The following is a 25,738-nucleotide window of genomic DNA, read 5'->3' as shown; positions in this document are numbered from 1 at the left end:
CACCACCACGAAGAAGTGAAAGGCACCACCATGTCCATCTCGTTCCCCCGCAGGGCGAAGCGCGTCGTCGCGCTCGGCCTCGGCATCGTCCTCGCGGGCTCCCTCGCGGCCTGCTCCTCCGGATCCAGCGGCGGCGCCAGCGCCGACAGCGCCACGGCCGACGAGCTCGCAGCGGCGCTCGACACGAAGTCGACCATCACGGTCTGGGCCTGGGCCCCCGCGGTCGAGCCCATCGCCGAGGCCTTCGAGAAGAAGCACCCGAACATCACGGTCGACGTGCAGAACGTCGGCACCGGCGCCGACCAGTACACGAAGCTCCAGAACGCCATCAAGGCGGGCAAGGGCGCGCCCGACGTGGCGCAGGTCGAGTACTTCGCGATCCCGCAGTTCGCGCTCGGCGAGTCGCTCGCGGACCTCTCGGGCTACGGCTACACCGACCTCGAGGACCAGTTCACGGCCTCCACCTGGAACGCCGTCACCGAGGGCGACGCCCTCTACGCGCTGCCGCAGGACTCGGGCCCCATGGCGATGTTCTACCGCCAGGACGTCTTCGACAAGTACGGCATCTCCGTCCCCACCACGTGGGACGAGTACGTGGCCGCCGCGGAGACCATGCACGCCGCCGACCCGAACCAGTACATCACCAGCGACTCCGGCGACGCCGGCTTCACCACGAGCATGATCTGGCAGGCCGGCGGCCAGCCCTACAAGGTCGACGGCGACAAGGTCACCATCGACATGCAGGACGAGGGCGCCAAGAAGTACACCGCCATGTGGAACCAGCTCGTCGAGAACGGCTCGCTGGCCCAGACCCCCGGCTGGACCGACGAGTGGTTCCGCGGCCTCGGCGACGGCTCCATCGCCACGCTGATCACCGGCGCCTGGATGCCCGGCAACCTCATCGCCCAGGCGGCCGAGGGCTCCGGCCAGTGGCGCGTCGCCCCCATGCCGCAGTACACCGCGGGCGACACCGCGACTGCGGAGAGCGGCGGATCCTCCATCGCCGTCATGCAGCAGTCCGAGAACAAGCTCGTCGCGGCGGAGTTCGCGAAGTTCACGACCGCCGAGGAGGAGGGTCGTCAGATCTCCTTCGACGCCGGCGGGTTCCCGTCGACCACGGCCGACCTGGACAGCCCCGAGTTCCTCGCGGACGCCCCCGAGTACTTCGGCGGCCAGAAGATCAACGAGGTGCTCAGCGAGGCCTCGAAGAACGTCGTCCCGGACTGGCAGTACCTGCCCTTCCAGGTCTACACGAACAGCATCTTCAGCGACTCGGCCTCGGCCGCGTACTCCAACGGCACCTCGCTCGACCCCGTCCTCGAGGCGTGGGGCAAGGCCGCTGCCGAGTACGGCGAGCAGCAGGGCTTCACCGTCGAGGTGAAGTAGCCGGCACGACCTGAACGACGAGGGGAGGTGCGACGCGAGTCGCGCCTCCCCTCTCCCATGCCCCGCCCTCACGCAAGGACACGACCATGCCCGGCCTCCCCGCCACCAGCACCCGCTTCCGCATCGGCGCCGACGACTTCGAGCTCGACGGCAGCCCGCACCGCGTCATCGCGGGCGCCCTCCACTACTTCCGCGTGCACCCCGACCAGTGGGCCGACCGGATCCGCAAGGCCCGCCTCATGGGCCTCGACACCATCGAGACGTACGTCGCCTGGAACGCCCACTCCCCCGAGCGCGGCGCCTTCGACACGAGCGCCGGCCTCGACCTCGGCCGCTTCCTCGACCTCGTCCACGCCGAGGGCATGCACGCGATCGTGCGCCCCGGCCCGTACATCTGCGCCGAGTGGGACGGCGGCGGCCTGCCCGGCTGGCTGTTCGAGGACCCCGCCGTGGGCGTCCGCCGCAGCGAGCCGCTGTACCTCGCCGCGGTCGACGAGTTCCTCCGCCGCGTGTACGAGATCGTCGCGCCGCGCCAGATCGACATGGGCGGGCCCGTGATCCTCGTGCAGATCGAGAACGAGTACGGCGCGTACGGCGACGACGCCGAGTACCTGCGCCACCTCGTCGACCTCACGCGCGACTCCGGCATCATCGTGCCGCTCACCACGGTCGACCAGCCGACCGACGGGATGCTCTCCCGCGGCAGCCTCGACGAGCTGCACCGCACCGGGTCCTTCGGCTCGCGCGCGACCGAGCGCCTCGCCACCCTCCGCCGCCACCAGCCGACCGGGCCGCTCATGTGCAGCGAGTTCTGGGACGGCTGGTTCGACCACTGGGGCGAGCACCACCACACGACCTCCGCGGCCGACGCCGCCGCGGAGCTCGACGCGCTGCTCGCCGCGGGCGCGTCCGTGAACATCTACATGTTCCACGGCGGCACGAACTTCGGCTTCACCAACGGCGCCAACCACAAGGGCACGTACCAGTCGCACGTCACCTCGTACGACTACGACGCCCCGCTGGACGAGACCGGATCGCCGACGGAGAAGTACCTCGCGTTCCGCGACGTGATAGCCCGCTACCGGACCGTGCCCGACGAGCTCCCGGAGCGCCGCGGCGACGCGCCCGCGTTCACGGTGGCGTTCGACGCCGCCGTCCCGCTCGCCGACCTGGTGGGCGAGGCGGCGGACGGGGCGGGCAGCGCGGCCGACGCGAGCGCGGCGACCGCGTGGCGCGCGACCGACGAGGTGCCGGCCATGGACGCGCTCGGCGTCTTCCGCGGCTTCGCGCTGCACCGGGTGGCGCTGCCCGCGTCCGACCGCACGCGCGTGCTGTCGTTCGCGGAGGTGCGCGACCGGGCGGTCGTCTCCGTGGACGGGGTGCGCGTCGGCGTGATCCAGCGCGACCAGCACGAGACCGCCATCGCCGTGCCGCCGGGCCGCGTGCTCGAGGTCCTGGTGGAGGACCAGGGACGCGTCAACTACGGCGTGTGCATCGGCGAGGCGAAGGGCCTCATCGGGCCGGCGACGCTCGACGGCGCCGCGCTCACCGGGTGGGAGAGCCTGCCGCTCGACCTCGGCGCGATGGCCGCCTCGGTGACCTCGGCCGCCGCACTCGCGGGCGAGCCCGACGCACCGGTGCGCTTCCTCGACGGCCCGGTGCTCGCGCACGCGTCCTTCGAGGTGGACGCGCCCGCCGACCTGTTCCTCGACACGCGCTCGTGGGGCAAGGGCGTCGCGTTCGTGAACGGGTTCGCGCTCGGCCGCTACTGGACCCGCGGGCCCCAGCACACGCTCTACGTGCCGGGCGCGCAGCTGCGGGCCGGCCGCAACGACCTCGTCGTGTTCGAGACGGGCGCGGCGGCGGATCCGGTCGTGGCGTTCCTCGCGCAGCCGGAGCTCGGGCACCGGGAGCCGTAGGCCGGCGTCCCCGCCCCGTGTGAGCGGGCGGGGAAGTGGGTACGGGCCGGGTGGGCGCGCGAGCGCCGCCCGCCCGTGCGCACGCCGTGCGGGCCGCCGACCCGCACGAGGAGAACGATGACCACGGACACCGCACTCGACCTGGATGCCCTGATCGACCCCGAGGACACCGAGGCCGGACCCGGGACCCTGACGATCACGGATCCGCGCGACGGCTCGCTCGTGGGCTCCATCGACGCGTCGAGCCCCGCGGAGGTGGACGCCGCGGTGCGCCGGTCGGTGGCCGCGTCGGCCCCGTGGGCCGCGATGCCGCCCGCCCAGCGCGGGCAGGCCGTCCGCCGGGCCGCCCACGCGCTGGCCGAGCACGCCGAGGAGCTCGCGGAGCTCAACGTGCGCGAGACCGGCAAGCCGCACGGCGACGCCCTCGGCGGCGTCGGCGCGGGCGTCGACACCCTGCTGCAGTACTCCGAGCTCGGGCCCGTCCACCGCGGGAAGGCCCTCCTCGGCACGCTCCCCGCCGTCGACTACTCCGTGCCGCGGCCCCGCGGAGTCACGGTCGCGCTCACGCCGTGGAACGACCCGGTGGCGGTCGCCGCGGGCATCATCGGCGCGGCGCTCGTGATGGGCAACACCGTGGTCCACAAGCCCAGCGAGCGCTGCCCGCACCTCGGCGAGCTGCTCGGGAAGGTGCTCGCGGACGCCCTGCCCGAGGGCGTGCTCGTCTCCGTGGTCGGCGGCGGCGACGTCGGCGACCGGCTCGTGGCGCACGCGGACACGCGCGTCGTCGGGCACGTCGGGTCCACCGCCGCCGGCGAGGCCATCGCGCGCCGCGCGGCGGGCACCCCCACCCACGTCATCCGCGAGAACGGCGGCAACGACCCCCTCCTCGTGGACGCGGGCGTCGACCCCGCCTGGGCCGCCGCGCAGGCCGCCCTCGGCTCCTTCGCCAACGCCGGCCAGATCTGCACCTCGGTGGAGCGGATCTACGTGCACCGCGCCATCGCCGAGCGCTTCACCGCCGCGCTCGTCGCGGAGGCCGAGCGCTGGAACTCCTCGGGCGACCTCGGGCCGCTGGTCGACGAGCGCATGCGCGACGCCGTCCACGAGCAGGTCGCCCAGGCGCTCACGGAGGGCGCCCGCGCGCTCGTCGGCGGGCACGTGCCCGACGGACCCGGATCCCGCTACCCCGCGACCGTGCTGGTCGACTGCACCGACGACATGACCGTCATGACGCACGAGACCTTCGGCCCCGTCGCGGCCGTCCGCGTCGTCGAGGACTTCGACGAGGCGCTCGCCCGGGCGTCCGACGACCGGTACGGCCTCGCCGCGAGCGTCCTCACCGCGTCGATGGAGCACGCGCAGCGCGCCGCGGCCGAGCTGCCGGTCGGCACGATCAAGGTCAACGGCGTCTTCGGCGGCGCACCCGGCGGGGCCGCGCAGCCCCGCGGCCGCAGCGGATCCGGCTTCGGCTACGGCCCCGAGCTCCTCGACGAGATGAGCACCACCACGGTCGTGCACCTCGGGCTGCCCGTGCTCGACGCCGGCGACGCGCCGGCCGTCACCACCCCGGCCGAGGACGCGACCGGCTCCGTCAGCACCGACGCGGGCGACGCCCGATGACCAGCGAGCTGCGCGGCATCATCGGCCTCCTCGCCGAGCGGCGCCCCACCGTCACCGTCATCGGCGACGTCATCCTCGACGAGTGGTGGCGCGGCCACAGCGACCGCATGACCCGCGAGGCGCCCGCGCCCGTCGTGGACGTGACCGAGCGGATCCAGTCGCTCGGCGGCGCCGCGAACACGGCCGTGAACCTCGCGAGCCTCGGCGGCACCGTGCGGATGGTCGGCCTCGTCGGCCAGGACGCCGCGGGCGACCGGGTGCGCGACCTGCTCGCGGCCGCGGGCGTCGACGTCACGGGCCTCGTGCACTCGCCGCGCCTGCGGACCACCACGAAGACGCGCATCGTGGGCGACGACCAGGTCATCGTGCGGGTCGACGACGTGCACCGCGGATCCGTGCACCGCGACGACGCCCGCGCCCTCGCGCGCGCCGCCCTCGAGGCCTCCGCGGGGGCCGACGCCGAGATCGTGTCCGACTACGGCACCGGCACCCTGCACGGCGTGGTGCTCGAGTCGCTCGCCGCCCGCGAGCGCCGCCCCGCCCTCACGGTGGTCGACGCCCACGACCCCGCCGTCTGGGCGCCGCTGCGCCCCGACCTCATCACCCCCAACGCGGGCGAGGCCGGCCGGCTCGTCGACCGGCCGCTCGCGCGCGACGAGGACCGGGCCGCCGTGGTCGCGGGGCTCGGCGACGCGATCCTCGCGGCGTCCTCCTCCGCCACCGCGGTCGTGACCCTCGACCGCGACGGCACCGTGGTGCTCGGCGCGGGCGAGCCGTACCGGACGCGCGCGCACCCGGTGCCCGAGAAGCAGGCGTCGGGCGCCGGCGACACGTTCGTCGCCGCCCTGACCCTCGCCCGCGCCGTGGGCCTGACGCTCGCCGTGAGCGCCGACTTCGCGCAAGCCGCGGCCGACGTGGTCGTGCGCCTCCCCGGCACCTCCGTCTGCTCGGCCGCGGCCCTCGCCGACCACCTCGGCGAGACCCGGTCCCGCACGGTGTCCCAGGCGGAGCTCGTCGACCTGGTGGCCGCCGAGCGCGCCGCCGGCCGGCGCATCGTCTTCACCAACGGCTGCTTCGACGTGCTCCACCGCGGGCACACCACGTACCTCCGGCAGGCGGCCCGCCTCGGCGACGTGCTCGTGGTGGCGCTCAACAGCGACGACTCGGTGCGGCGGCTGAAGGGATCCGACCGGCCGGTGAACACCGCCGAGGACCGCGCCGGCGTGCTCGCCGAGCTGTCGTGCGTCGACGTGATCACCGTGTTCGACACGGACACGCCCATCCCGCTGCTGGAGGCGGTGCAGCCCGACGTCTACGCGAAGGGCGGCGACTACACGCCCGAGATGCTCGACGAGACCGACGTGGTGCGCGCGTACGGGGGCGAGGTGTCGATCCTCGGCTACGTGCCGTCGCAGTCGACGAGCTCGATGGTGGACCGGATCCGCGCCTCGGCGCCGACCGCCGGGTTCGTGCGCCCGGCGGGGACGGCGACCTCCGCGCCGGTCGCCGGCGACGACCGGGCGGCCGCGAGCGGTGCGGCGACCTCGAGCGGCGCGCCCGCCGCCGATCCCGCATCCGATGCCGGAGCGGAGCCCGCGCCGGGAGCATCCCGGTGAGCGGCAGGCGCAGCCGGCGCTGGTCCGGCGAGTGGGGCGCCGACCGCGCGCCCGACGCGCCGCGCATCGACGTGCTCGTGCCGAGCGCGGGCCGCACCGCCGAGCTGGCCGTGACGCTCTCGGGCCTCGCCGGGCAGGACGATCCGCCGTTCCGCGTGATCGTGAGCGACCAGTCCGACGGCTTCGACGCCGACGCGGAGCCGAGCGTGCAGGGCATGGCGCGGGTGCTGCGCGCGCAGGGCCGCGAGGTGGAGATCGTCTCGCACCTGCCGCGCCGCGGGATCGCCGAGCACCGGGCGTCGCTGCTCGCGCGCGCGACCGCCGACTCCGTGCTCTTCCTCGACGACGACGTGTGGCTGGAGCCCGGCATGCTGCGCCGGATGCACGACGCGCTCGAGTCGCTCGACATCGGCTTCGTGGGCGCCGCGGTGCAGGGCCTCAGCTACCTCGACGACCGTCGGGCGCACGAGGCCGCCGCCTTCGCGCCGTGGGGCGACGCGGTCGAGCCCGAGCGGATCCGCCGCGGAGAGCCCGGGTTCGACCGCTGGCCGCTCCACAACGCCGCGAACCTCGCCCACGTCGCCGCCGACCTCGGCCTCGAGACCGACACCTGGCTCGCCTACCGGATCGCGTGGGTGGGCGGCTGCGTGCTCTACCGGCGCCGGGCGCTCGTGGAGACCGGCGGGTTCGACTTCTGGGACCGCCTGCCCGAGCGGCACTCCGGCGAGGACGTCGCCGCGCAGTGGCGGGTGATGGAGCGCTTCGGCGGCGCCGGCATCGTGCCGAGCGGCGCGGTCCACCTCGAGGCGCCGACCACCATCCCCGTGCGGGAGGTCGACGCCTTCGACGTGCTCTTCGCCGAGGAGTCGCCGGATCCCCAGGAAGCGCCCCTAGGCGACGGCCCCGCCGAGGAGTCGACTCGGAACGTGGGCGACGCGGACGACCGCGCCGACCGCTCCTGATCACCGACGAGAGGACATCCCATGGCCATCAACCCCATCGAGCTCCAGAAGCACCTCAGCGGCCTCGACTACCCGGCGTCGAAGGACGACATCGTGAAGAAGGCGGAGGACTCGGGCGCCGACTCCGACACGCTCGACGCGCTCAAGTCGATCGAGGACACGGAGTACGACGCCCCCACGGCGATCAACTCCGCGGTCTCCGACGCGAGCTGATCCGCTCGCACCGCCCGCGTCGCGGCCCCCGTCCTCCGCGTGAGGACGGGGGCCGCGGTCCGTGCTGGCCGATGCGGCAGCGTGGTCATCCGCGAGGGGGCCCGTCGTCAGCCGGCCGCAGCACTCCGTCGGTCGCGGGAGCGCCCGTCGTGCGGCAGCTCGCCCTCGATCGCGGCCAGTGCGTCCGCCAGGCAGCCGAACCAGTCGCAGAGCCCCGGCACCGGCTGCATGCGCATGAGCTCCACCCGCTCGCCCTGCACCTGGAGGTAGCCGAGCAGCCTCTGCGCGTCGTCCTCGTGCAGGCGCGCGTCGCACACCCGCCATTCCGTCTCGGTGAGCGCGATGACCTCGAGGCGCTCGTCGGCCTGCTGCATGGTGCCGCTCTTCCCGGGCGTCTCCGCCATCCCCTCGACGGTAGGAGGGGAACGGGGCGGCGCCGACGGGGTTGACAGCTCCCGGGGACGGATGCGGGGCGGAAGCGGCCGGGAGGGGAGGCCCGGGGTCAGGGGCGGCGGGGCGGCCGGGAAGGCGCACGTCCGGACGGGGCGCGGACGCGGGCGGGACGGGCACCGCCCGGACGCGGCACCGCCCGGCCCTCCAGGGGAGGTCCGGGCGGTGCGGTCTCGATGTGCGGGACTACTGGCCGAGCTTCTGGTCGGCGACGTCGCCGGCCTTCTCCGCGGCGCCGTCGGCCTTGCCGCCGGTCGCGGTGCTGGCGGCGTCCTGGCCCTTGTCGATGGCCCCGTCCGTCGCCTGCTCGCCCTTGTCGCTGTCGATGAGCCCCTTGGCCTTGTCAGCGAGATCTGCCATGTCGTCCTCCTCCTCGTCTGCGGAAGCGCCCCGGTCGGGGCGCACCTCCACCCTGCTCCGATCCGGCGCGAGCGGCATCCCCCGTCGCGGATGCGAGGCTGGATCCATGGACCCGATCGACCCCCGCCGCCTCGCCGGCGTGCTCGCCGACCCCGAGCTGCGGTCCGCCTACGCGCGCATCGTGCTCGGATCCGACCTCGACGACGCCGTGGCGCACCTCTCGCCGGCCCGCGCGAGGAAGGCGCGCGCCTCGCTCGTGGGATCCGGGCTCGTCGCCGTGGGCGCCGACGGCCGGGCATCCGCGCCCGACGCGGTCTTCCGCGCGATCCTCGCCCAGCAGCCCGCGGCCCCGCCCGCGCAGGGCGTCGAGCGCTTCCTCCGCGACGGCCGCATCGCGGCGTGGCCGGCCGGCCCCGCCGACCTCGACGCGCTGCTCCGCCACGTCGTGGAGGGGGTCCTGCGCCCGGACGAGGTGGTGGACGAGCGGACCCTCACCGGGCGCCTCGTGCGTGTGACCGACGACCACGCGCTGCTGCGCCGCCACCTCGTGGACGCCGGGCTCGTGCTGCGCACCCGCTCGGGCTCCGAGTACGCGCGCGCCGTCGACGCCGACGGCACAGGCACCGGCACAGGCACCGGCACCGGCACCGCCGCAGCGGGGGCGGACTAGCGGGTCAGCCCGCCGCACCGCCCGCGTACCGCACGCACACCGCCGACACGTCGTCGCCCATGGCGCCGCGGCCCGTGGCGGCCGCCGCGGCGTCCGCGATGCGGCCCACGGTCTCGGCCGCGTCCGTCGCGGAGCGCACCAGGTCGACGAGCGGCCCCACCGAGTCGAGCGACCCGTCGAAGAGGTCGAGGGCGCCGTCGGTGAAGGTGATCAGGCGGTCGCCGGGGGCGAGGCTCCCGCTGCCCGTCGCCCACTCCGCGTCGGGCACGACGCCGAGCGGCAGGCCGAGGGCGGGCACGGTCTCGTGCGTCCCGTCCGCGCGCAGCACCACCGTGAGCCCGTGGCCGCCGTCCGCGTAGGAGAAGGCGCCGGTGGATCCGTCGATGCGGCAGTGCAGGAACGTCGCGAACGTCTCGGTGACGTCGAGGTCCCCCTGCAGCTGCCCCTGGACGGCGAGCACGGTCGCCTCCGCGTCGGGCCCGCGGTGCGCCTGGAACGCCGAGCGCACGGCGGAGGCGAGGATCGCGGCGCCCGCGCCCTTGCCCATGACGTCGGCGATGGTGACGTGCAGCCCGTCGGCGTCCTCGCCCCAGGAGTAGAAGTCGCCGCCCACGCCGCGGGCGGGCAGGCTGACGCCCGCGAGGTCGTAGTCCGGCCAGAGCGGGCGGTCGACGGGGAGCAGGCGCCGCTGGACCTCGCCGGCCAGCTCGTCGTCCTGGCTGTCGCGGAGCTCGCGCTCCACCCACGCGCCCATCTCGTCGAGGAGCCGCTCCTCGGCCGGTGCGAGCTCGCGGGGGACGGTGTCGACGAGGCACAGCGTGCCGACCGTCTGCCCGCCGGAGCGCAGCGGACGCCCGGCGTAGAAGCGGATGTGACGGGGCCCGGTGACGGTCGTGCGGTAGGAGAACCGCGGGTCGGCGGTCGCATCCGGCACCACCATGATCTCGGACGCCCGGATGGTCACGTCGCAGAACGACTGCGTACGGTCGGACACGAGCGAGACGCCCGCCGGTTGCGGCGACTTGGTGAACTGCTCCCGCTCGCCGAGCAGGTTGATCTCGGCCACGGGCACGTGGAACAGCTCGCGCGCGATGCGGGTGACGCGGTCGAAGCGCTCCTCCGCGGTGGATCCCACGAGCCGCAGGTCGCTCACAGCCCGCAGCCGGGCCTGCTCGGCGGTGGCCGCCTCGACGGTCGAGCGGCCGGCCGGATCGGATCCGCCTGCCCGCGCGACGGGTTCCTGCATGGCCATGTCGTACCCCCTGTGCATCGGCGGGCGCCGGCCGCGCGGACGGGTGACCCGCCTCGCGCACGATCCCCCCTGGATCGCCGCGCCCGGTGCCGAGTGTACGGGCGCGCCCTGCACGCGACCCGGGGCCGGGGCAGCCGTCACACCTCGACGGTCGCGGGTCAGCCCTTCTCAGCACCTTCCGTCGTGTTCATGATCCGGCGCTGGAACACGAAGAACAGCACAGCCACGGGGATCGACATGAGCACGGCCGCCGCGAGCTGCAGCGGGTACTGGTTGCCGGCCCCGAGCTGACCCGAGACGAGCGAGGCGACGCCCGTCGTCAGCGTGTTGAGGTCCGGGCTCTGCCGTGAGACGACGAAGTGCGAGAACTCGTTCCACGACCCCTGGAAGGAGAGGATCAGCAGGGTGATGACGGCGGGCCGGGCCATCGGCAGCACGATGGAGCGGAACGTGCGGAAGATGCCGGCCCCGTCGATCCGCGCCGCCTCCTCGATCGAGGCGGGGATCGAGTCGAAGAACTGCTTCATGATGAAGATGCCGGCGGCGTCCGCGAGCAGCGGGATGATCATGCCCGCGTAGCTGTCGTAGAGCCCCAGCTGCTTGAGGATGAGGAAGCGCGGGATCAGGAGCACCACCGCGGGCACGCTCATCACGCCGATGAACCCGGCGAACAGCAGGTTCCGGCCGCGGAACCGCAGGCGCGACAGGGCGTACCCGGCGAGCGAGTCGAAGAACACTCGGCCGAAGGTGACGCACAGCGTGACGAGGGTGGAGTTCAGCGCCCACAGCGGCAGCGGGACGTCGGTGAAGAGGCGCTCGTAGGCGGCGAACGACCACGTGGCGGGGATGAGCGAGAGCGGGTCGCCCGTCGCGTCCGCGTCGGTCTTCATCGACGAGGCGATGGAGATGAGGAACGGGTAGACGTACACGAGCGCGAGGCCGACGAGCAGCAGGTAGCCGCCCGCGACCGACAGGCGCGCCCGCGGCGTCAGCACGCGCCGTCGCTGCGGCGGCGTGCCCTCCGGCTGGACCTCCGCCATGGTGGCCGGGGTGGTGCCCACGGCGGTCTGCTGGATCGCGCTCATCGCGCCTCCCCCGTCCTCGCGGCGCGCCGCGTCCGGCGCGGACGCTCGCCGCGGTCCGCGAGCAGCGCCCGCTGCATGAGGGTGAGCGCCACGATGATGAAGAAGAGGATGAACGCGATCGCCGCGCCCTGCCCCCACTGCAGGTCGGTGAACGACGTCGAGTAGGCGAGGTACGCCGGGGTGAGCAGCGACTTGCCGGGAGCGCCGCCGCCGGTGAGGTAGATCTGGTCGAACACCTGCCAGGTGCCGATGAGCCCCAGCGTGAGGACCGTGAAGAGGGTGGGCTTCAGCATCGGCAGCGTCACGGAGAAGAACTTCCGGAAGACGCCGGCGCCGTCCATCATCGCGGCCTCCTCGATCTCGCCGCCGATGCTCTGCAGCGCCGCGAGGAACAGGAGCATGAAGGTGCCGGAGGTGGTGAAGACCGCCATGGCGATCAGCACGCACATCGCCACGGACGGGCCCGACAGCCAGTCCCACCAGGTGAGGCCGAGCGGCGCGGCGCCCGTGAGCGCGGCGGGCGCCTGGTCGACGCCCGCGAGCCCGAGGAGGGCGTGGAGCACGCCGGTGGAGTCGGCCATCCAGGTCGGCCCGGAGGCGCCGAACCAGCCGAGCACCGCGTTGACGACGCCCGACGCGGAGAACAGGAACAGGAAGATCACGGTGATGGCGATGGAGGAGGTCACCGACGGGAAGTAGAACGCGGTGCGGAAGAAGCCGCGGCCGCGGAGCACCCTCCGGTTGACCTGCACCGCGAGGAACAGGGCGAGCGCGGTCTGCAGCGGCACGACGAGGAGCACGTAGTAGACGTTGTTCCGGATCGCCGTGCCGAAGTCCTTCTGCGCGAGGCCCGGGTCGGTGAGCACCGCCTGGTAGTTGTCGGCGCCGACGAAGCGCGCGGTGTCGCCGAGCGGCGAGCCGAGGCCGTTCCAGTCGCTCATGCTCACCCAGAGCGCGAGGCCGATGGGGAGCACGAGGAACACGCCGACGATGACGATGGCCGGGAGGGTGAACAGCCAGGCGTAGCGGGTCTCCCGGCCCCGGATCCCGGGACCGCGCGTGCGGCCCCGGGGTGCACGGCCGCCGGACGCGGCGCCGCGGGCGGCGGGACGGTCCGCCACGACCTGACTGCTCATCGCCGGCTCCTAGCCCTGCTTGGCGTTCGCGGTGTCGAGCGCCGCCTGCAGGTTGGTCTGGAAGGCCTGGAGGATCTCCTCCGGGTCGCCCGTCGCGATGCCCTCGAGCTCGGAGTTGAAGTCCGTGATGACCGTGGCGGCGCCCGCGAAGGCGACCGGGTTCACCGCGTAGTCCACGCCCGCGACGAACGCCTGGTTCTCCGGGTACTTCGCGGCGTACGCCTCGGCGCCCGACTCGGTGGAGGGGATCACGCCGAACGCGTCGGCGAAGGCCATCTGCTGGTCGTCGGTGGTGAGGGCGGCCACGAGCGACTCGGCGGACTCGGTGGTGTCGCTCCCGGCCGGGATGCCCCAGCAGTTGCTGAAGGAGAAGGTCGACCTGCCGCCGGGGCCCGCGGGGAGCTCCGCGACGCGGTACGCCACGTCGGGGTAGTCGGCTGAGAGCGCGCCGTCGATCCAGGGCCCCTCGATGACCATCGCGGCCCGGCCCTCGCCGAACGCCTCGCCGGCCCAGCCGGAGTCGAGGGCGGACGGGAACTGCAGCACGCCCGCGCCCAGGAGGTCCTTGACCTCCTGGAGGCCCGCGACGTTCTCCGGGCTGTCGGCCGTGACGGTCCTCCCGTCGTCGGACACGAGCTGCCCGCCGGCCTGGTTCATGAACAGGCCCATGCGCGCGTACTCCGGCCCGAAGGAGAGGCCCGTGACGCCGTCGGTCGTCAGCTTCTCCGCGACGGTCCGCAGGCTCGCCCAGTCGGTGGGGATGTCGGCGTCGGTGAGGCCGGCGGCCGCCCACAGGTCGGTGTTGATCACGAGGCCGAGCGTGGAGAAGTCCTTCGGCTCGCAGTAGAACCGCCCGTCGTAGGTGAAGGCGTCTCGGAGCGCCGGGTAGAAGGCGTCCGCGTCGCCCGCGTCCTCGGCGTACGGCTCGAGGTAGCGGTTGCTGGCGTAGGTCTGGAACTGGTCCCAGCTCATGTAGAAGAGGTCCGGCGGGTTCCCGCCGGAGAAGCCCTGGCCGAGCTGCTGCGTGAGGTCGCTGGCGATGACGGTGTCGACCGTGGTGCCGTTCTCCTGTGCCCAGGCGTCGTTGGCGGCCTTCACCGCGGCGCCCTCGGCGTCGCTCGACGAGGCGATGAGGACCGTCAGGCCGGCAGCCTCGCCGGATCCGGATCCGGAGCCGCTCGAGCACGCCGACATGCCGACGACGAGCCCGGTGGCGAGGATCGCGGCACTCCATCGTGCCGTCCGTGTGGTGTTCATTGCTGGCCTTCCATGGGGGATGCGCGCCGCGGGGGCGGCGGGGTGGGGGGTGCGCCGCGGACGCGGCGAGGGGATCAGGGAGCGGGGGCGCCGGCCGGGTCGGCCGGGGGCGAGGCGGCGGGGGCAGGGGCGTGGTCGAGGTGCAGGGGCGAGCGCACGACGAGGCGGGGCGTGATGAGGCGGTGGGCCTCCCCCGCGGCGAGGCCGCCGCGGGGGACGACGTCGGATCCGGTGCTGCCGAGGAGCAGGTCGAGCGCTCCCGCCGCGACGGCGGCCATGTCCTGCTCCACGCTGGAGATGCCGAGGGCCGCGGCGACCGGGGTGTTGTCGAACCCGATGACGGCCACGTCCGACCGGTCGAGGGCCGTGGCGGCCATGGAGGCGCCGAGGGCCGCGGAGTCCGAGACGCAGACGACCGCCTGGATGCCCGGCTGGGCGAGGAGCAGGTCGCGCGCGGCGGCGCGGGCGAGGTGCACGTCGTTCGGGGTCTCCACGTCGAGGAGGTCGAGCTCGTCGGCGCTGAGGCCGGAGCGCGCGGTCATGGCGTCCCACCAGCCGGTGCGGCGGTCGTCGCCCGTGCCCGCGTCGCTCGGCCAGCCGAGGAAGGCGATGCGCGTGAGGCCCCGGTCGAGCAGGTGGTCGGCGGCCTGGCGGACGCCCGCGGCGCCGTCGACGTCGACCCACAGGTGCTCCGGGCTGTTGACGTCGTCGACGCCCCACGGCCGGCCGAACGCGATGAACGGGAGGCCGTTCTCGGTGAGCCAGCGGCTGCGGGTATCGCCGGCGAAGGTGGCGGTGAGCACGATCGCGTCCACGTCGGCGCCGTCGCGCAGGCGGGCGAGCTCGGCGATCTCCTCCTCCGGTCCGGACGCCGTGTAGAGCAGCACGCGCAGCCCGCGGGTGGCGGCGAGCTCGGTGACCGCATGCAGGAACCGGTCGAGGAGGGTGCCGGAGATCCCGTCGAGCACCGGCTCCAGCCGCACGCCGATGGTGGCGGACTTGCGGGTGCGGAGGCGCCGGGCGGAGGCGTCCGGGCGGTAGCCGAGCTCCCGGATCGCGGCGGCGACCCGCTCGCGGGTGGCGGGGCGGACGATGTCCGGCGAGTTGATGACGTTGGACACGGTCTGGCGCGAGACGCCGGCGCGCTCGGCGACGTCGGACACGGTGGGCAGACCGGCCATGCGCTCCTCCTCGGTCGTGGCTGCGGGCCGGGCGGGTGCGCTCGACGGTGGGCAGCGGATCCGACGCCCGGACCCGACGCGACGCGGACGCCGGCGGATCTTTTTTTGGAACGATCAAATCGTGGGTGCTACGTTACATCGCGAGCCGGTCCTGTCAACCATCCCGACGCCGGACGGCCTCCCGCACCGCCTGCCCGCCCTCCTCGCGGGGGCAGCCGTCCCGACCCGACGAGGAGTCGACCGTGAACGACCGCCCTGCCGCATCCGATCCGCTCGCGGCCGTCCGCCGCGACGAGACCCTGCAGCCGCTGCTGCACGCCGAGACCGTGCTGCTGCGCGCACCCGTGCAGGCGTGGTCGGCACCGGACGGGGACATGGGCGGCGCGCCCGTCCACGGCCTCTACCTGGGCGACGCGCGGATCCTCTCCCACGTCGCCCTGACGGTCGGAGGGCAGCGCGGCGAGCCGATCGCGCACGGCCGCCGCTCCGCCTCCGCGGGCGAGCACGTCGCGCTCCTCCGCCACCTCGACGACGCCGACGCCGACCCGCGGGTGCGGCTCGTGCGGCGCCGGGAGGTCGACGGCACGTCCCTGCGGGAGACGGTGACGCTCGAGTCGGCCCGGACGTCGGCCGTGACCACGATCGTCGAGGTCCGGCTGCGCGCCGACGCGTCGGTGATGCACGTGATCAAGGCGGGTCTCGTCGACGACGTCGAGCCGCGTCCCGCCATCACCGACGACGGCGTGGCGTGGGAGACCGACGGCACCGACGCCCGCCTGCTCGCCCCGGGGGCCGAGGTCGCGGTGGACGGTCGCGCCGTCGCGCTCCGCTGGTCCGTCGTGATCCCGGCGCGCGGCCGCGTCGCGGTGTCCTGGTCGGTGACGGCGGCGAGCCGCACGGCCGTCGTCGGGCCGGCGACGTCGGAGCCCGAATGGGCCGGCGTCCGCGTCGAGAGCGGCGACTCGCGCCTCGGGCGCTGGGTCGCGACCGCGCTCGACGACCTCTCGGGGCTCCGCATGGTGACCACCGCGCGCCCCGACGAGCCGTTCCTCGCGGCCGGTGCGCCCTGGTTCTTCACGCTCTTCGGGCGGGACTCCCTGTGGGCGGCGCGCATGATGCTGCCGCTCGGCACGGGGATCGCCGCCTCCACGCTGCGGGTGCTGGCGGGCCTGCAGGGCGCGCACGAGGACGCGGCGACCGCCGAGCAGCCGGGGAAGATCATGCACGAGCTCCGGCCGGGCGTGCTCACCATCCCCGGGGAGGACGTCTCCCTGCCGCCGCTCTACTACGGCACGGTCGACGCGACGCCGCTCTGGATCACGCTGCTGCACGACGCGTGGCGCGCCGGCATGCCCGAGGACGAGGTGGAGGCGCTGCTCCCCCACCTCGAGGCGGCGCTCGGCTGGCTCCGCGACCACGCCGACCAGGACGGCGACGGGTTCCTCGAGTACCGCGACGAGAGCGGGCACGGCCTCGCGAACCAGGGCTGGAAGGACTCCGGCGACAGCATCCAGTGGCAGGACGGCACGCTCGCGGAGGGCCCCATCGCGCTCTGCGAGGTGCAGGCGTACGCGCACGAGGCGGCGGTCGGAGCCGCCGCGCTGCTGGAGCGCTTCGGCCGGCCGGCCGACGAGTGGCGGGCGTACGCGTCCGCCATGCGGGAGCGGTTCGCGCGGGCGTTCTGGATCGACGACGGCGAGGGCGGCTACCCGGCCATCGCGCTCGACGCGGCCAAGCGGCCGGTGGACACGCTCACCAGCAACATCGGGCACCTGCTCGGCACCGGGATCCTGTCGCCCGAGCACGCGGCGCGGGTCGCCGAGCTGCTCGTCTCGCCGCGCCTCGACTCCGGCTTCGGCCTGCGCACCCTCGCGACCGACGCGGCCGGGTACTGGCCGCTGTCGTACCACGGCGGATCCGTCTGGACGCACGACACCGCCATCGCGATCACCGGCCTCGCCCGGGAGGGCTTCGCGGGCGAGGCGGCCACGCTCGCCCGCGGGCTCCTCGCGGCCGCCGAGGACTTCGACCACCGCGTGCCGGAGCTGCACTCGGGCGACGCCGCCGCGGACGTGCCGACGGCCGTGCCCTACCCCGCCGCGTGCCGGCCTCAGGCGTGGTCGGCCGCGTCGGCGATCGCCGTGCTCGGGGTCGCGACGGGCGGCGGGCCCGCGGGGGCCGCGCCGAATGCCGCGGTGGCGGGTGCGGTCGCGGTGCACGGCCGGGCCTGACGCGGTCGGGGACCCGGACCTCGATCCGGGCACATGCCGGGGCGGCCGTCACACCTCGCGGCGGAGCACCACCACGGTCACGTCGTCCGGGTTGGACTGGCCGGCCGCCAGCATGGTGATCCGGCGCACGAGGTCGTCCGCCGAGGTCGACGCGCGCGCGAGCTCCGCGACCCGGTCGACCGCGCGGAGCGTGCCGTCGTAGAGGTCGAGCACGCCGTCGCTGAAGGTCACGATGAGGTCGCCCGGGCCCATCGCGATCTCGTGCGTGGTCCAGCCGGCCGCGCCCGGCACGCCGACGGGCAGGTCGGTCGACTCGAGGCGCTCGTGCGTGCCGTCGGCGCGCACGAGGGCGGAGAGCCCGTGGCCCGCGTCCGCGTAGAGGACGGTGTCGTCGGCGGCCCGCACCCGCGCGTGGAAGACCGTCGCGAACGACGCGGCCTCGCTGAGCTCCGCGGTGAAGCAGTCGGCGGTGCGCTCGATGGCGGCGACCGGGTCCGGCACGTTCTTCGCGCTCCGGACGACGGCGCGTGCGGTGGCCGCGATGATCCCGGCGCCGACGCCCTTCCCCATCACGTCGCCGAGGGTGAAGGCGAGCCCCTCGGGAACCGGGTACCAGTCGAAGAAGTCGCCGCCCACGGCCTTCGACGGCAGGCACGCGCCCGCGACCTGGTAGCCGGGCAGCGGCACGACGGTCTTCGGGAGGAGCGCCTGCTGCACGACGGAGGCCCGGGTCAGCTCGTCCTCGCTCACGCGCTCGCGTGCGCGGGACGCCTCGAGGCTCGACCGGGTGCGCCGGGACAGCTCGTTGACGACGAGCGCGGCCACCCCGAAGGCCAGGGCGCTGAACAGCCCGCGCCACAGCTCGTTGGCGTTCTGCCCGTCGAGGCCGAGGAGGAGCGGCAGGCCGAGGGTCACGTAGACGCCGACGAAGGCCACCAGCACGTTCCAGCGCCCGGGGTCGAGGCTGAACCAGACGACGGGGAGGATCACGAGGGAGGTGAAGACGGAGGTGTTCTCGCCGGTCGCGATGCGCAGCATGCCGACCGCGAGGAAGTCCAGCAGGGGCACCACGACGGTGAGGCGCCCGAGGGACGGGCGCACGGACACGGCGACGGCGACGGCCGTGGCGACCCCGAGGATCCCGCAGGCGATCAGGAGCGAGCGCGGCGCCGTGACGGCGAGGGACGGCACGGTGAGGCTCGCGATCACGGCGAGCACGAAGAGCACCAGCAGGGGCAGCTGCTTCAGCAGGGGCGTCGGCCCGGCCGGCCCGGCCGTGCCGGTACGCGCGGCGGACTCCGGGACCCAGGTGGCACGCGCGAGCCACGGCGGCAGGGCGGGCAGGGCGATCGCGGCGAGCCGGCCGGGCACCTCGGGCCGGAGCGGGCGGGGCAGGCGGGGCAGGCGGAAGCGCCCGGGATGCCGGGCGTGCGTGCTCATCAGGACGCCTCGGGCTCGCTCCGGGTCCTGCGCACGCTCCACACGTTCTCCTCGCCGACCCGCTCGTAGGTCAGCTCGTCGCAGAGCAGCTGCACCATCGCGAGGCCGCGGCCGGACTCCGCGTCCACCCCTGGCATCTCCCGCGGGGCGAGGCGGAAGTCGCCCGGCTCGGATCCGTCGCGCAGCCGCGCGCTCATGGTGCCGCCGTCGACGGTGACGCTCACGACGCACGTGACGCCCTGGCCGCCGCCGGCGTGCTCGATGACGTTGGAGGCGAGCTCCACGAGCGCCGTCTCGAAGGCCATCCGGTCGAGCTCGCCCACGTCGGGGCGGTCGTCCCAGAGGCCGGCGACGAGCTCGTGGACCGCGTCCACGTCGTCCGGCGGGGACTGCAGGGTGAGCGTCCGGGTGGTCTCAGTCACGGTAGGCCGCCGCGACGGTCGGCGTGGAGACGAGCACGCGGTCGAGGTTGGAGAGCTGCAGCACCATCCGCACCTGCGGGCCGGGTGCCGCGATGCGGAGGTCGCCGCCGGCGTCCCGCGCGGCGCGGAGGCCGGCGATCAGGGCGCCGAGGCCGGAGGAGTCGATGAACTCCACCGCCGCGAGGTCCACGACGATGCGCGGCGGGGCGGGCTCCAGCGCGTCGTGGATCGCCTGCCGGAGGTCGGGGGCCGCGGCCATGTTCAGCAGGCCCGTGGCCGTGACGACGGTGACGTCGTCCTCGCGTCGTGCGGTGGCGGTCGTGAGCGCCATGGGTCCCCCTCGGGTGGTCCGCCGGCGTCGTCATCCCCCGATGCGGCCGTCGGACGGTGCCGGTCCCGTGCGGTCCCCCGCGCGGATCCCGAGCGTCCGTCGCGCTCATCATCTCATCCAACGCACGAGGAAATACGATGGGCTCGAGGGTCCTCGCCTGTCCGCGCGACGCATCCGGCTGGAGACGGGACCGTCGCCGGGTCAGGATGCGACCGACCCCGCACGAGCACGGCCGCACCGGCCGCACGAGGAGACACCGTGTCGACCGCACCCGAGCACGTCCCGACCGGGCGGCGCATCACGCGCGAGGGGATCGAGACCTCCGTGGCCCTGGCCTGGAACGCGGAGGGCGCGCTCCGCGGGCTGCCGCCGCTCGCCTGGCGGCTGGGCGGCCCGTGGGAGGGCGTGCACTTCTCCGGCGACGCCGACGCGTACGCGCCCGAGGTGCGGCGCGAGGTCGTCGAGGCGTGGATCGCGGGGCTCGGCCTCGCCGACGCCATCGACCTCACCGACGGCCCGCTCGCGCGCCGCGGCGACGACATGGTCTGGACGGGCGCGCTCGACGACGTCGTGTTCGAGCTGCACTACCCGGCGAGCGCCGCGGATCCCACGGGCGCCGACGACTAGCCGCGGGCGTCCCGCGGGGCGTCCGGCGAGCCGTCCGAGACGGCGTCCGGCGCGGTCTCCCGCCACCCGCCGTCGTGGTCGCGCTCCAGCTGGATGAGCTGCCCGTTCGCCCACACCAGCGAGCGCGTGAGCGCCGGCGAGCGCCCGAGGGCCGTGAGGTAGAGGACGCGCAGCAGGTAGCCGTGGGCGACCACGAGCGTGGTGCGCGGATCCGCCGCCACGTCGTCGAGCACGGCCCGCGCGCGCACGGCCGCGGACGCCCACGTCTCGCCCCCGGGAGCCGCCGGCTCGCCGTCCTCGCCCGTGAGCCAGGCCGCGAATGCCGCGCCGTGCACGGGCCCGCGGAGCTCGTCGCGCGTGATGCCCTCGAAGCCGCCGAAGTCGAGCTCCACCAGCTCGGCCCGCGCCTCGGGGACGACGCCCGGCGCCACGCCCTGCTCCTGGAGGATGCGCGCCGTGCTGCGGGCGCGGACGAGCGTGCTGGTGAGGATCCGCTCCACGCCCTCCCCGCGCAGCCGGGCCGCGAGGGGCGCCAGCTGGTCCGCCGCGTCGTCGCCGACGTCGACGTCGGTGCGTGAGTTGTAGCGGTACTCCCGGTTCCACGGCGTCTGCGCGTGGCGGGTGAGGAGCAGGCGCGCGGGCGCGGGTGTGGGCATGCGTCCATCCAACCGGAGCGGCGGGAGCGCCGACGCCCGGGGCTGCCGGCGGATCTTGCCCGCTCCTGAGCGCCTCCGCCGCCGCCGCCCGGCCGCGTGCCGCGACCCCGGACTAGCGTCGAAGGGGTCCGCGGGCGACCGCCCGGACGCCGGACGCACCGGGAGCACGGAGCCACGATCGCCACTCGAGACCGCCGCCGGACCGGCCACGGGAGCCCCGCGATCCGCGCCGCCTTCGCCGCCGCGGGGGCCGCGTACCTCGTGAGCTGCGGCATCGGGACCGCCGCGGCCGCGCGCATCCTCCCGCCGCGGCCCGAGCTCCGCCTCCACCACCGGGCCTACGTGCTCACGTGCGCGCTCACCGCCGTCGCGCTCGCCGCGCCGCTCTGGGCGGGCCCGGCCGCCCGGCCCGCCGCGCGCCGCTGCGCCGTCGCGCTCGCGCCCGCCCTGCTCACCCTCGCCGCGCTCCCCCGCGCGGGCACCCGCACCCGGCGCCATCCCGCCCTCGCCCTGACCGCCGCTCCCTGGTTCGCCGCGAGCACCCTCACCGCCTGGAGTTGACCCATGGAGTTCCTCGACGTCCTGCGCGCCCGGAAGACCACCAACGGCGCCTTCCTGCCCGACCCCGTGAGCGAGGAGCACCAGCGGCTCCTGATGGAGGTCGCCGGCCGCGCGCCCTCGCAGCTCAACAGCCAGCCATGGCGGTTCGTGCTCATCGAGGAGCGGGACACCATCGAGCGCATCGCCGACATCAGCGGCGCGAGCATGACGGAGACGATGTCGAACGGCACCTTCTTCGAGCGCTACAAGCACTACTTCCGCTTCTCGCAGGAGGAGATGGACCGCCGCCGCGACGGCATGCTCTTCGACCGGCTGCCCGCGCCGCTGCGCCCCTTCACGCGGCAGGCGTTCACCCGCCGGGGCCAGCTGCTGATGAACTCGCTCCAGGTCCCGCGCACCCTCGGCCGCGAGAACCGGCGCCTCGTCGCCGGCAGCCCGCTGCTCCTCGGCGTGATGCTCGACCGCGCCGAGGAGCGCCCCGAGTCCCTCGCGTCGTTCTACTCCGTGTTCTCGATGGGCGCGGCCATGGAGAACGTGTGGCTGACCACGGGCGAGATCGGGATGGGGATCCAGTTCGTGTCGTTCCCGATGGAGATCCGGGAGCAGTGGTCGCGCGTCGAGGAGCTGCTCCGCGTGCCGCCGGAGCTGCAGCTCATGGCCGTGTACCGGCTCGGCTACCTGCCGCCGGAGGCCCGCCGCCCCGCGATCGACTGGTCGAGCCGCGAGCGCAAGCTGCCGTCGCAGTACGTGTTCCGCGGCACCTGCGACACCCCGCAGCAGGGCTGGGACGAGCCCGCCGCGGGGTGACCGGCGGTCCGTCGCGACCCGTCCACCGCCCTAGGGTCGGAGCATGAGCAGCGGCGCCTGGGTGCGCATCCCGTCCCCGACCGCGCGGCACCGGTGGCTGATCGCCGTGGCATCGCTCGCCATCTCCGGGGTCGTCCTCTGGACGCCCATCGGCACCGTCACGCGGCACCTGGACCGCGCCTTCGGCCCGTCGCCGGTCATCTCCTTCGGGGTGCCCGTCCTGCTGCCCCTGATCGTCGGGGGGATCGCCTACCTGATCTCGGCCGAGCGCACGCAGCCCCTCGAGGTCGACGCCGCTCGGAGCCGGCTGCGCGTCGGCCGGCGGGAGTGGGGGTTCTCCGAGGTGACGGGTGCCCGCATCGAGCTGGCCGGAGGAGACGGCGACGACACGCTCGTCCTGCGCCTGACGACGACCGGAGGCGAGAGCTGCGGCCTCCTCGTGTCGACGCGCACGGGCGAGCGCATCGACGACCCGCAGCGCGACGCCCTCCTCGCCCTCGTCGCCGGATCCCGCATCGCGCCGCCCCGCTCGAAGGACGACCCGCACGGCCGGTTCGCGCACGTCGAGTTCCCCGGCCACCTGACGCGCGAGGACACCGCGGCGCTCATCGACGGCAGCGGCACCGCGGAGGCTTCGGCGGCCGCCGGGCAGCGGGGGCTCGGCACGGGAGCCCGGAACGTCCGCCCTACGGGCACGGCCGCCCGCGATCACGTCTCCGTCCGGGGGCAGTACGTCCTCGCCGGGCTCGCCACCGCGATGGGCCTGGGCGCGTCCGTCATCGCCGTGCAGGATCCGACCGCGCTCTTCGGGCGGGTGGGCGTCCCGGTGCTCGGGGTCGCGCTCGTCATGCTCCCCTGCGGCATCGTCACGTTCCTCGTGACCCGTCGCGACGCCCGCCGTGCTGCCCACCAGCGCGCGGCCTCCGCAGCCGCGGCGGTCGCGGGAGCCGAGGACGACGCGCCCACCCGCCCTGCGGACGGGAGCTGACGCGTGGCCGACGACGGGTGGGTGCGGATCCCGCCGCCCACGTACCGGCAGCGGCTCGTCATCGGCACGATCTGGATCTTCGTGGCCTCCTACGTCGGCTGGCGCCCGTCCGCCTGGCTCGGCGCGCGGCTCGAGGAGCGCATCGGCGGCGGCTGGCTCACGGTCGCCTCGGTCACGGTGCTCGGCGTCCTCGCCCTCTGCGCGCTCGTCCTCCTGTTCATCACCCGCGTGACGCCCGGCCTCGACGTCGACGCGGGCCGCGGCGTCCTCCGTCTCCGCGGGCAGGAGCGTCCCTTCGCCGACCTCGTCGGCGCGCGCGTCGAGCAGCCGCAGGAGCCGCCGGAGTCGCGGTACGACCGCCCGCGCAAGCGTCCGCGCCGGGATCCCCTCGTGCTCCGCCTCGACCTCGCGGACGGCGGCCGCTTCCGCATCGTGCTCGCGATCGGGCCGACCACGACGATCACGCCGGAGCGCGCCGCGGCCCTGATCCAGGCGGTGCGCGGATCCCGGATCACGGCGCCCACCGCCTCCTACGACCCCGACGGCCGCTTCACGCACCTGAACTTCCCCGGCAGCCTCGACGTCGACGGCGCCGTCCGCCTCCTCGAGGACCCGCAGAGGGCCCGCACCCTGCCGCGCTGACGGCCCGCGGGTCCGTCACCCCGGCGAGCGCCCGCCGCCACCGCCGCCCCCTGCCCCTTGCCCCGCGCCGCCCCGGACGCGTACGGTCGTCGGGTACCCCGTCGCGACCCGACGCCTCCGGTGCGGCCGACACACCGGCCGGTCGGTCCGGTCGCGGACACGGGGGCCCGCCGCATGGAAGTCCGGACGTTGCGCCTCATCCCCGGTACTGCGCCGCACGCGCAGCAGCTGCTCACGCACTGACGACCCCTGCGCCCGCCCGCCGTCGCGGGCCGCGCCGTCCGCCTCCGCGGACCGGTGGTCGTCGTGCACCCGCATCGACCACCGGGGAGGGCCCATGCCCACCGCACCATCCATCACGCTCGACCGCTGCTCGTTCTCCTGGCCCGACGGCGACGTCGTGCTCGACTCCGCCACCGCCGCGTTCGGCCGCGGCACGACCGGGCTCGTCGGCCGCAACGGCGCCGGGAAGTCCACGCTCGTCCGGCTCGTCGTCGGCGACCTCGTGCCCGCGTCCGGATCCGTCGCCACCAGCGGCCCGGTCGACCACCTGCCGCAGCGCCTCCGCACGGGGCCCGACGACACCGTCGCCGACCTGCTGGGGGTGCGCGCCCGCATCCGGGCGCTCCACGCGATCCTCGACGGCGATCCCGACCCCGCCCACTTCGCGGCGCTCGGCGACGAGTGGGACGTCGAGGCGCGCGCGGCCTCCGCGCTCCGGGACGTCGGCCTGGCCGAGGACGACCTCGACCGGCCGGTCGCGACGCTCTCCGGCGGCCAGGCCGTGCTCGTCGCCATCAGCGGGGTGCGCCTGCGCGGGCGTCCCGTCGCGATCCTCGACGAGCCGACCAACAGCCTCGACGGCCGGGCGTGCGGCATCCTCCTCGACCTGGTCGACGGCTGGCGCGGCGCGCTCGTGGTCGTCAGCCACGACCGGGAGCTCCTGGAGCACGTGGACGAGGTCGCCGAGCTCCGCGACGGCCGGATCACCGTGACCGGCGGCACCTACCGGGCGCACGAGGAGCGCGTGGCCGGCGAGCGGGCCGTGGCCGAGCGGCGGATCCGGGCGGCCGAGCAGGCGCACCGCGCCGAGCGGCGCCAGCGGATCGAGGCGGAGACCTCCATCGCCCGCCGCGCGAAGGCGGGGGCGCGAGCCGGCGAGTCGATGCCGCGCATCGTCGCGAACCAGCGGCGGCAGCACGCGGAGGCGACCGCCGGCCGCTTGCGGCGCGCCCACGCGGACGCGGAGCGCCAGGCCGCGGATGCGGTCGCGGATGCCGCGGTGCATCTGCGGCAGGACGCACCCCTGCGGCTCGACCTGCCGGATCCGGCGCTCCCCGCCTCGCGGCGCCTCGCCGAGATCACGGTCCGCGGGCGCACGCGCGTGGTGCAGGGTCCGGAGCGCATCGCCGTCACGGGGGCGAACGGCGTCGGGAAGTCGACCCTGCTGGCACTGCTCGTCGGCTCGCCCGACGCGCGCCCGCACCCGCTGCCCGGCACGGGCGCCCGTGCCCTCACGGACCGGGTCGGCTACCTGCCGCAGGGTCGCGACGGCCTCGACGACGCCCTCAGCGTGCTCGCGAACGTGCGACGGGACGCGCCCGACGTGCCGCCGCGGGAGCTCCGGAACCGCCTGGCGCGCTTCCAGCTCCGGGGCGCCGCCGTCGACCGGGCCGCGGCGACGCTGTCCGGCGGGGAGCGGTTCCGCGTGGCCCTCGCGGGACTGCTGCTGGCGGATCCGCCGCCGCAGCTCCTCGTGCTCGACGAGCCGACCAACGACCTCGACATGGCGGGCGCCGACCGCCTCGTCGAGGCGCTGCGGGCCTACCGGGGCGCGCTGGTGATCGTCAGCCACGACTCCGCGCTGCTCGACCGGATCGACCTCGACGACCGGATCGACCTCGCGTGATCGGGGGCGGGGGCGGC

General features: G+C 75.0%; 25 protein-coding genes. 14 read left to right on the top strand and 11 right to left on the bottom strand.

Annotated features, from left to right (window positions below; all coding sequences use genetic code 11):
- The first annotated feature begins 30 nt into the window (after positions 1-30).
- From AC07VC_RS02960 to AC07VC_RS02935, 6 genes are all read left to right on the top strand, one after another.
- Positions 31-1,386 (top strand): ABC transporter substrate-binding protein, encoded by a 1,356-nt coding sequence (locus tag AC07VC_RS02960; RefSeq protein WP_317229900.1) that lies wholly within the window; start codon positions 31-33, stop codon positions 1,384-1,386.
- A gap of 86 nt (positions 1,387-1,472) precedes the next feature.
- Complete coding sequence (locus AC07VC_RS02955) at positions 1,473-3,305, top strand: glycoside hydrolase family 35 protein (RefSeq protein ID WP_494674485.1); 1,833 nt, start codon at positions 1,473-1,475, stop codon at positions 3,303-3,305.
- Positions 3,306-3,422: 117 nt separating this feature from the next.
- On the top strand, positions 3,423-4,925 hold the full coding sequence (locus AC07VC_RS02950) for an aldehyde dehydrogenase family protein (protein WP_494674486.1): 1,503 nt from the start codon (positions 3,423-3,425) through the stop codon (positions 4,923-4,925).
- Positions 4,922-6,541, top strand: a complete 1,620-nt coding sequence (rfaE2, locus tag AC07VC_RS02945; RefSeq protein WP_494674487.1) for a D-glycero-beta-D-manno-heptose 1-phosphate adenylyltransferase — start codon at positions 4,922-4,924, stop codon at positions 6,539-6,541. The genes AC07VC_RS02950 and rfaE2 overlap by 4 nt, the downstream gene beginning before the upstream one ends.
- The gene (locus AC07VC_RS02940) at positions 6,538-7,503 is read left to right on the top strand and encodes a glycosyltransferase (RefSeq protein WP_494674488.1); all 966 of its coding nucleotides are present in this window, start codon (positions 6,538-6,540) and stop codon (positions 7,501-7,503) included. The genes rfaE2 and AC07VC_RS02940 overlap by 4 nt, the downstream gene beginning before the upstream one ends.
- A 21-nt stretch (positions 7,504-7,524) precedes the next feature.
- On the top strand, positions 7,525-7,716 hold the full coding sequence (locus tag AC07VC_RS02935; RefSeq protein ID WP_317231248.1) for a DUF2795 domain-containing protein: 192 nt from the start codon (positions 7,525-7,527) through the stop codon (positions 7,714-7,716).
- A 107-nt stretch (positions 7,717-7,823) separates the two neighbouring features.
- Here the strand turns inward: AC07VC_RS02935 and AC07VC_RS02930 are convergent, their stop codons facing one another.
- Both AC07VC_RS02930 and AC07VC_RS02925 read right to left on the bottom strand, forming a co-directional pair.
- Positions 7,824-8,120 (bottom strand): hypothetical protein, encoded by a 297-nt coding sequence (locus AC07VC_RS02930; RefSeq protein WP_494674489.1) that lies wholly within the window; start codon positions 8,118-8,120, stop codon positions 7,824-7,826.
- A gap of 232 nt (positions 8,121-8,352) precedes the next feature.
- Positions 8,353-8,526 carry an antitoxin protein gene (locus AC07VC_RS02925; protein WP_104290235.1) on the bottom strand — a complete coding sequence of 58 codons (174 nt, stop codon included), beginning with the start codon at positions 8,524-8,526 and terminating at the stop codon, positions 8,353-8,355.
- 106 nt (positions 8,527-8,632) lie between these two features.
- On the opposite strand from AC07VC_RS02925, the gene AC07VC_RS02920 reads away from it, so the two are divergent.
- Positions 8,633-9,196 (top strand): DUF2087 domain-containing protein, encoded by a 564-nt coding sequence (locus tag AC07VC_RS02920; RefSeq protein ID WP_494674490.1) that lies wholly within the window; start codon positions 8,633-8,635, stop codon positions 9,194-9,196.
- A 4-nt stretch (positions 9,197-9,200) separates the two neighbouring features.
- Here the strand turns inward: AC07VC_RS02920 and AC07VC_RS02915 are convergent, their stop codons facing one another.
- From AC07VC_RS02915 to AC07VC_RS02895, 5 genes are all read right to left on the bottom strand, one after another.
- Positions 9,201-10,442: a PP2C family protein-serine/threonine phosphatase gene (locus AC07VC_RS02915; RefSeq protein WP_494674491.1), complete on the bottom strand. Its 1,242-nt coding sequence runs from the start codon at positions 10,440-10,442 to the stop codon at positions 9,201-9,203.
- Between the two features lie 164 nt (positions 10,443-10,606).
- Complete coding sequence (locus AC07VC_RS02910) at positions 10,607-11,488, bottom strand: carbohydrate ABC transporter permease (protein ID WP_494676529.1); 882 nt, start codon at positions 11,486-11,488, stop codon at positions 10,607-10,609.
- 41 nt (positions 11,489-11,529) lie between these two features.
- On the bottom strand, positions 11,530-12,669 hold the full coding sequence (locus AC07VC_RS02905) for a carbohydrate ABC transporter permease (RefSeq protein ID WP_094116663.1): 1,140 nt from the start codon (positions 12,667-12,669) through the stop codon (positions 11,530-11,532).
- Positions 12,670-12,678: 9 nt separating this feature from the next.
- Entirely contained in the window at positions 12,679-13,926 is a 1,248-nt protein-coding gene (locus AC07VC_RS02900; protein ID WP_317229829.1) for a sugar ABC transporter substrate-binding protein, read from the bottom strand.
- A gap of 74 nt (positions 13,927-14,000) precedes the next feature.
- Positions 14,001-15,107, bottom strand: a complete 1,107-nt coding sequence (locus AC07VC_RS02895; RefSeq protein WP_494674492.1) for a LacI family DNA-binding transcriptional regulator — start codon at positions 15,105-15,107, stop codon at positions 14,001-14,003.
- 242 nt (positions 15,108-15,349) lie between these two features.
- Here AC07VC_RS02895 and AC07VC_RS02890 point away from each other — a divergent pair, with 242 nt between their 5' ends.
- A complete protein-coding gene (locus tag AC07VC_RS02890) occupies positions 15,350-17,338 on the top strand; it encodes a glycogen debranching N-terminal domain-containing protein (protein ID WP_494674493.1) in 1,989 nt (662 codons plus the stop codon).
- 48 nt (positions 17,339-17,386) lie between these two features.
- Here AC07VC_RS02890 and AC07VC_RS02885 read toward each other — a convergent pair whose 3' ends face one another.
- The 3 genes from AC07VC_RS02885 to AC07VC_RS02875 are packed head-to-tail and all read right to left on the bottom strand — an operon-like array spanning position 17,387 to position 19,531.
- Complete coding sequence (locus AC07VC_RS02885; RefSeq protein WP_494674494.1) at positions 17,387-18,778, bottom strand: PP2C family protein-serine/threonine phosphatase; 1,392 nt, start codon at positions 18,776-18,778, stop codon at positions 17,387-17,389.
- A complete protein-coding gene (locus AC07VC_RS02880) occupies positions 18,778-19,200 on the bottom strand; it encodes an ATP-binding protein (RefSeq protein ID WP_317229833.1) in 423 nt (140 codons plus the stop codon). The genes AC07VC_RS02885 and AC07VC_RS02880 overlap by 1 nt, the downstream gene beginning before the upstream one ends.
- Positions 19,193-19,531 carry an STAS domain-containing protein gene (locus AC07VC_RS02875; protein WP_317229834.1) on the bottom strand — a complete coding sequence of 113 codons (339 nt, stop codon included), beginning with the start codon at positions 19,529-19,531 and terminating at the stop codon, positions 19,193-19,195. The genes AC07VC_RS02880 and AC07VC_RS02875 overlap by 8 nt, the downstream gene beginning before the upstream one ends.
- A 258-nt stretch (positions 19,532-19,789) precedes the next feature.
- Here AC07VC_RS02875 and AC07VC_RS02870 point away from each other — a divergent pair, with 258 nt between their 5' ends.
- The gene (locus tag AC07VC_RS02870; RefSeq protein WP_494674495.1) at positions 19,790-20,158 is read left to right on the top strand and encodes a hypothetical protein; all 369 of its coding nucleotides are present in this window, start codon (positions 19,790-19,792) and stop codon (positions 20,156-20,158) included.
- On the opposite strand, the gene AC07VC_RS02865 is transcribed toward AC07VC_RS02870, so the two are convergent.
- Positions 20,155-20,814 carry a histidine phosphatase family protein gene (locus tag AC07VC_RS02865; RefSeq protein WP_494674496.1) on the bottom strand — a complete coding sequence of 220 codons (660 nt, stop codon included), beginning with the start codon at positions 20,812-20,814 and terminating at the stop codon, positions 20,155-20,157. The two genes, AC07VC_RS02870 and AC07VC_RS02865, sit on opposite strands and share 4 nt — an antisense overlap.
- 261 nt (positions 20,815-21,075) lie before the next feature.
- Between AC07VC_RS02865 and AC07VC_RS02860 the strand changes: the two genes are divergently transcribed.
- From AC07VC_RS02860 to AC07VC_RS02840, 5 genes are all read left to right on the top strand, one after another.
- Positions 21,076-21,375, top strand: coding sequence for a hypothetical protein (locus AC07VC_RS02860; RefSeq protein WP_494674497.1), 300 nt, complete (start codon positions 21,076-21,078; stop codon positions 21,373-21,375).
- Between the two features lie 3 nt (positions 21,376-21,378).
- Complete coding sequence (locus AC07VC_RS02855; protein WP_494674498.1) at positions 21,379-22,182, top strand: nitroreductase family protein; 804 nt, start codon at positions 21,379-21,381, stop codon at positions 22,180-22,182.
- A 43-nt stretch (positions 22,183-22,225) separates the two neighbouring features.
- Complete coding sequence (locus AC07VC_RS02850; protein ID WP_494674499.1) at positions 22,226-23,170, top strand: hypothetical protein; 945 nt, start codon at positions 22,226-22,228, stop codon at positions 23,168-23,170.
- 3 nt (positions 23,171-23,173) lie between these two features.
- Complete coding sequence (locus tag AC07VC_RS02845; protein WP_494674500.1) at positions 23,174-23,812, top strand: hypothetical protein; 639 nt, start codon at positions 23,174-23,176, stop codon at positions 23,810-23,812.
- Between the two features lie 337 nt (positions 23,813-24,149).
- Positions 24,150-25,721, top strand: a complete 1,572-nt coding sequence (locus AC07VC_RS02840; protein WP_494674501.1) for an ABC-F family ATP-binding cassette domain-containing protein — start codon at positions 24,150-24,152, stop codon at positions 25,719-25,721.
- Positions 25,722-25,738: the final 17 nt, after the last annotated feature.

Source organism: Clavibacter sp. GW821-FHT01D01 (genome assembly GCF_059422605.1).
The sequence above is the reverse complement of the archived record's forward strand: the minus strand, read 5'-3'. Positions and strand labels throughout refer to the sequence as shown.

Excerpts from the sequence above, each read along its gene's own strand:
- AC07VC_RS02960 (WP_317229900.1), top strand. The coding sequence starts at position 31 with ATGTCCATCTCGTTCCCCCGCAGGGCGAAGCGCGTCGTCGCGCTCGGC.
- AC07VC_RS02955 (WP_494674485.1), top strand. The coding sequence starts at position 1,473 with ATGCCCGGCCTCCCCGCCACCAGCACCCGCTTCCGCATCGGCGCCGAC.
- AC07VC_RS02950 (WP_494674486.1), top strand. The coding sequence starts at position 3,423 with ATGACCACGGACACCGCACTCGACCTGGATGCCCTGATCGACCCCGAG.
- rfaE2 (WP_494674487.1), top strand. The coding sequence starts at position 4,922 with ATGACCAGCGAGCTGCGCGGCATCATCGGCCTCCTCGCCGAGCGGCGC.
- AC07VC_RS02935 (WP_317231248.1), top strand. The coding sequence starts at position 7,525 with ATGGCCATCAACCCCATCGAGCTCCAGAAGCACCTCAGCGGCCTCGAC.
- AC07VC_RS02930 (WP_494674489.1), bottom strand. The coding sequence starts at position 8,120 with ATGGCGGAGACGCCCGGGAAGAGCGGCACCATGCAGCAGGCCGACGAG.
- AC07VC_RS02925 (WP_104290235.1), bottom strand. The coding sequence starts at position 8,526 with ATGGCAGATCTCGCTGACAAGGCCAAGGGGCTCATCGACAGCGACAAG.
- AC07VC_RS02920 (WP_494674490.1), top strand. The coding sequence starts at position 8,633 with ATGGACCCGATCGACCCCCGCCGCCTCGCCGGCGTGCTCGCCGACCCC.
- AC07VC_RS02915 (WP_494674491.1), bottom strand. The coding sequence starts at position 10,442 with ATGCAGGAACCCGTCGCGCGGGCAGGCGGATCCGATCCGGCCGGCCGC.
- AC07VC_RS02910 (WP_494676529.1), bottom strand. The coding sequence starts at position 11,488 with ATGGCGGAGGTCCAGCCGGAGGGCACGCCGCCGCAGCGACGGCGCGTG.
- AC07VC_RS02905 (WP_094116663.1), bottom strand. The coding sequence starts at position 12,669 with ATGAGCAGTCAGGTCGTGGCGGACCGTCCCGCCGCCCGCGGCGCCGCG.
- AC07VC_RS02900 (WP_317229829.1), bottom strand. The coding sequence starts at position 13,926 with ATGAACACCACACGGACGGCACGATGGAGTGCCGCGATCCTCGCCACC.
- AC07VC_RS02895 (WP_494674492.1), bottom strand. The coding sequence starts at position 15,107 with ATGGCCGGTCTGCCCACCGTGTCCGACGTCGCCGAGCGCGCCGGCGTC.
- AC07VC_RS02885 (WP_494674494.1), bottom strand. The coding sequence starts at position 18,778 with ATGAGCACGCACGCCCGGCATCCCGGGCGCTTCCGCCTGCCCCGCCTG.
- AC07VC_RS02875 (WP_317229834.1), bottom strand. The coding sequence starts at position 19,531 with ATGGCGCTCACGACCGCCACCGCACGACGCGAGGACGACGTCACCGTC.
- AC07VC_RS02865 (WP_494674496.1), bottom strand. The coding sequence starts at position 20,814 with ATGCCCACACCCGCGCCCGCGCGCCTGCTCCTCACCCGCCACGCGCAG.
- AC07VC_RS02855 (WP_494674498.1), top strand. The coding sequence starts at position 21,379 with ATGGAGTTCCTCGACGTCCTGCGCGCCCGGAAGACCACCAACGGCGCC.
- AC07VC_RS02850 (WP_494674499.1), top strand. The coding sequence starts at position 22,226 with ATGAGCAGCGGCGCCTGGGTGCGCATCCCGTCCCCGACCGCGCGGCAC.
- AC07VC_RS02840 (WP_494674501.1), top strand. The coding sequence starts at position 24,150 with ATGCCCACCGCACCATCCATCACGCTCGACCGCTGCTCGTTCTCCTGG.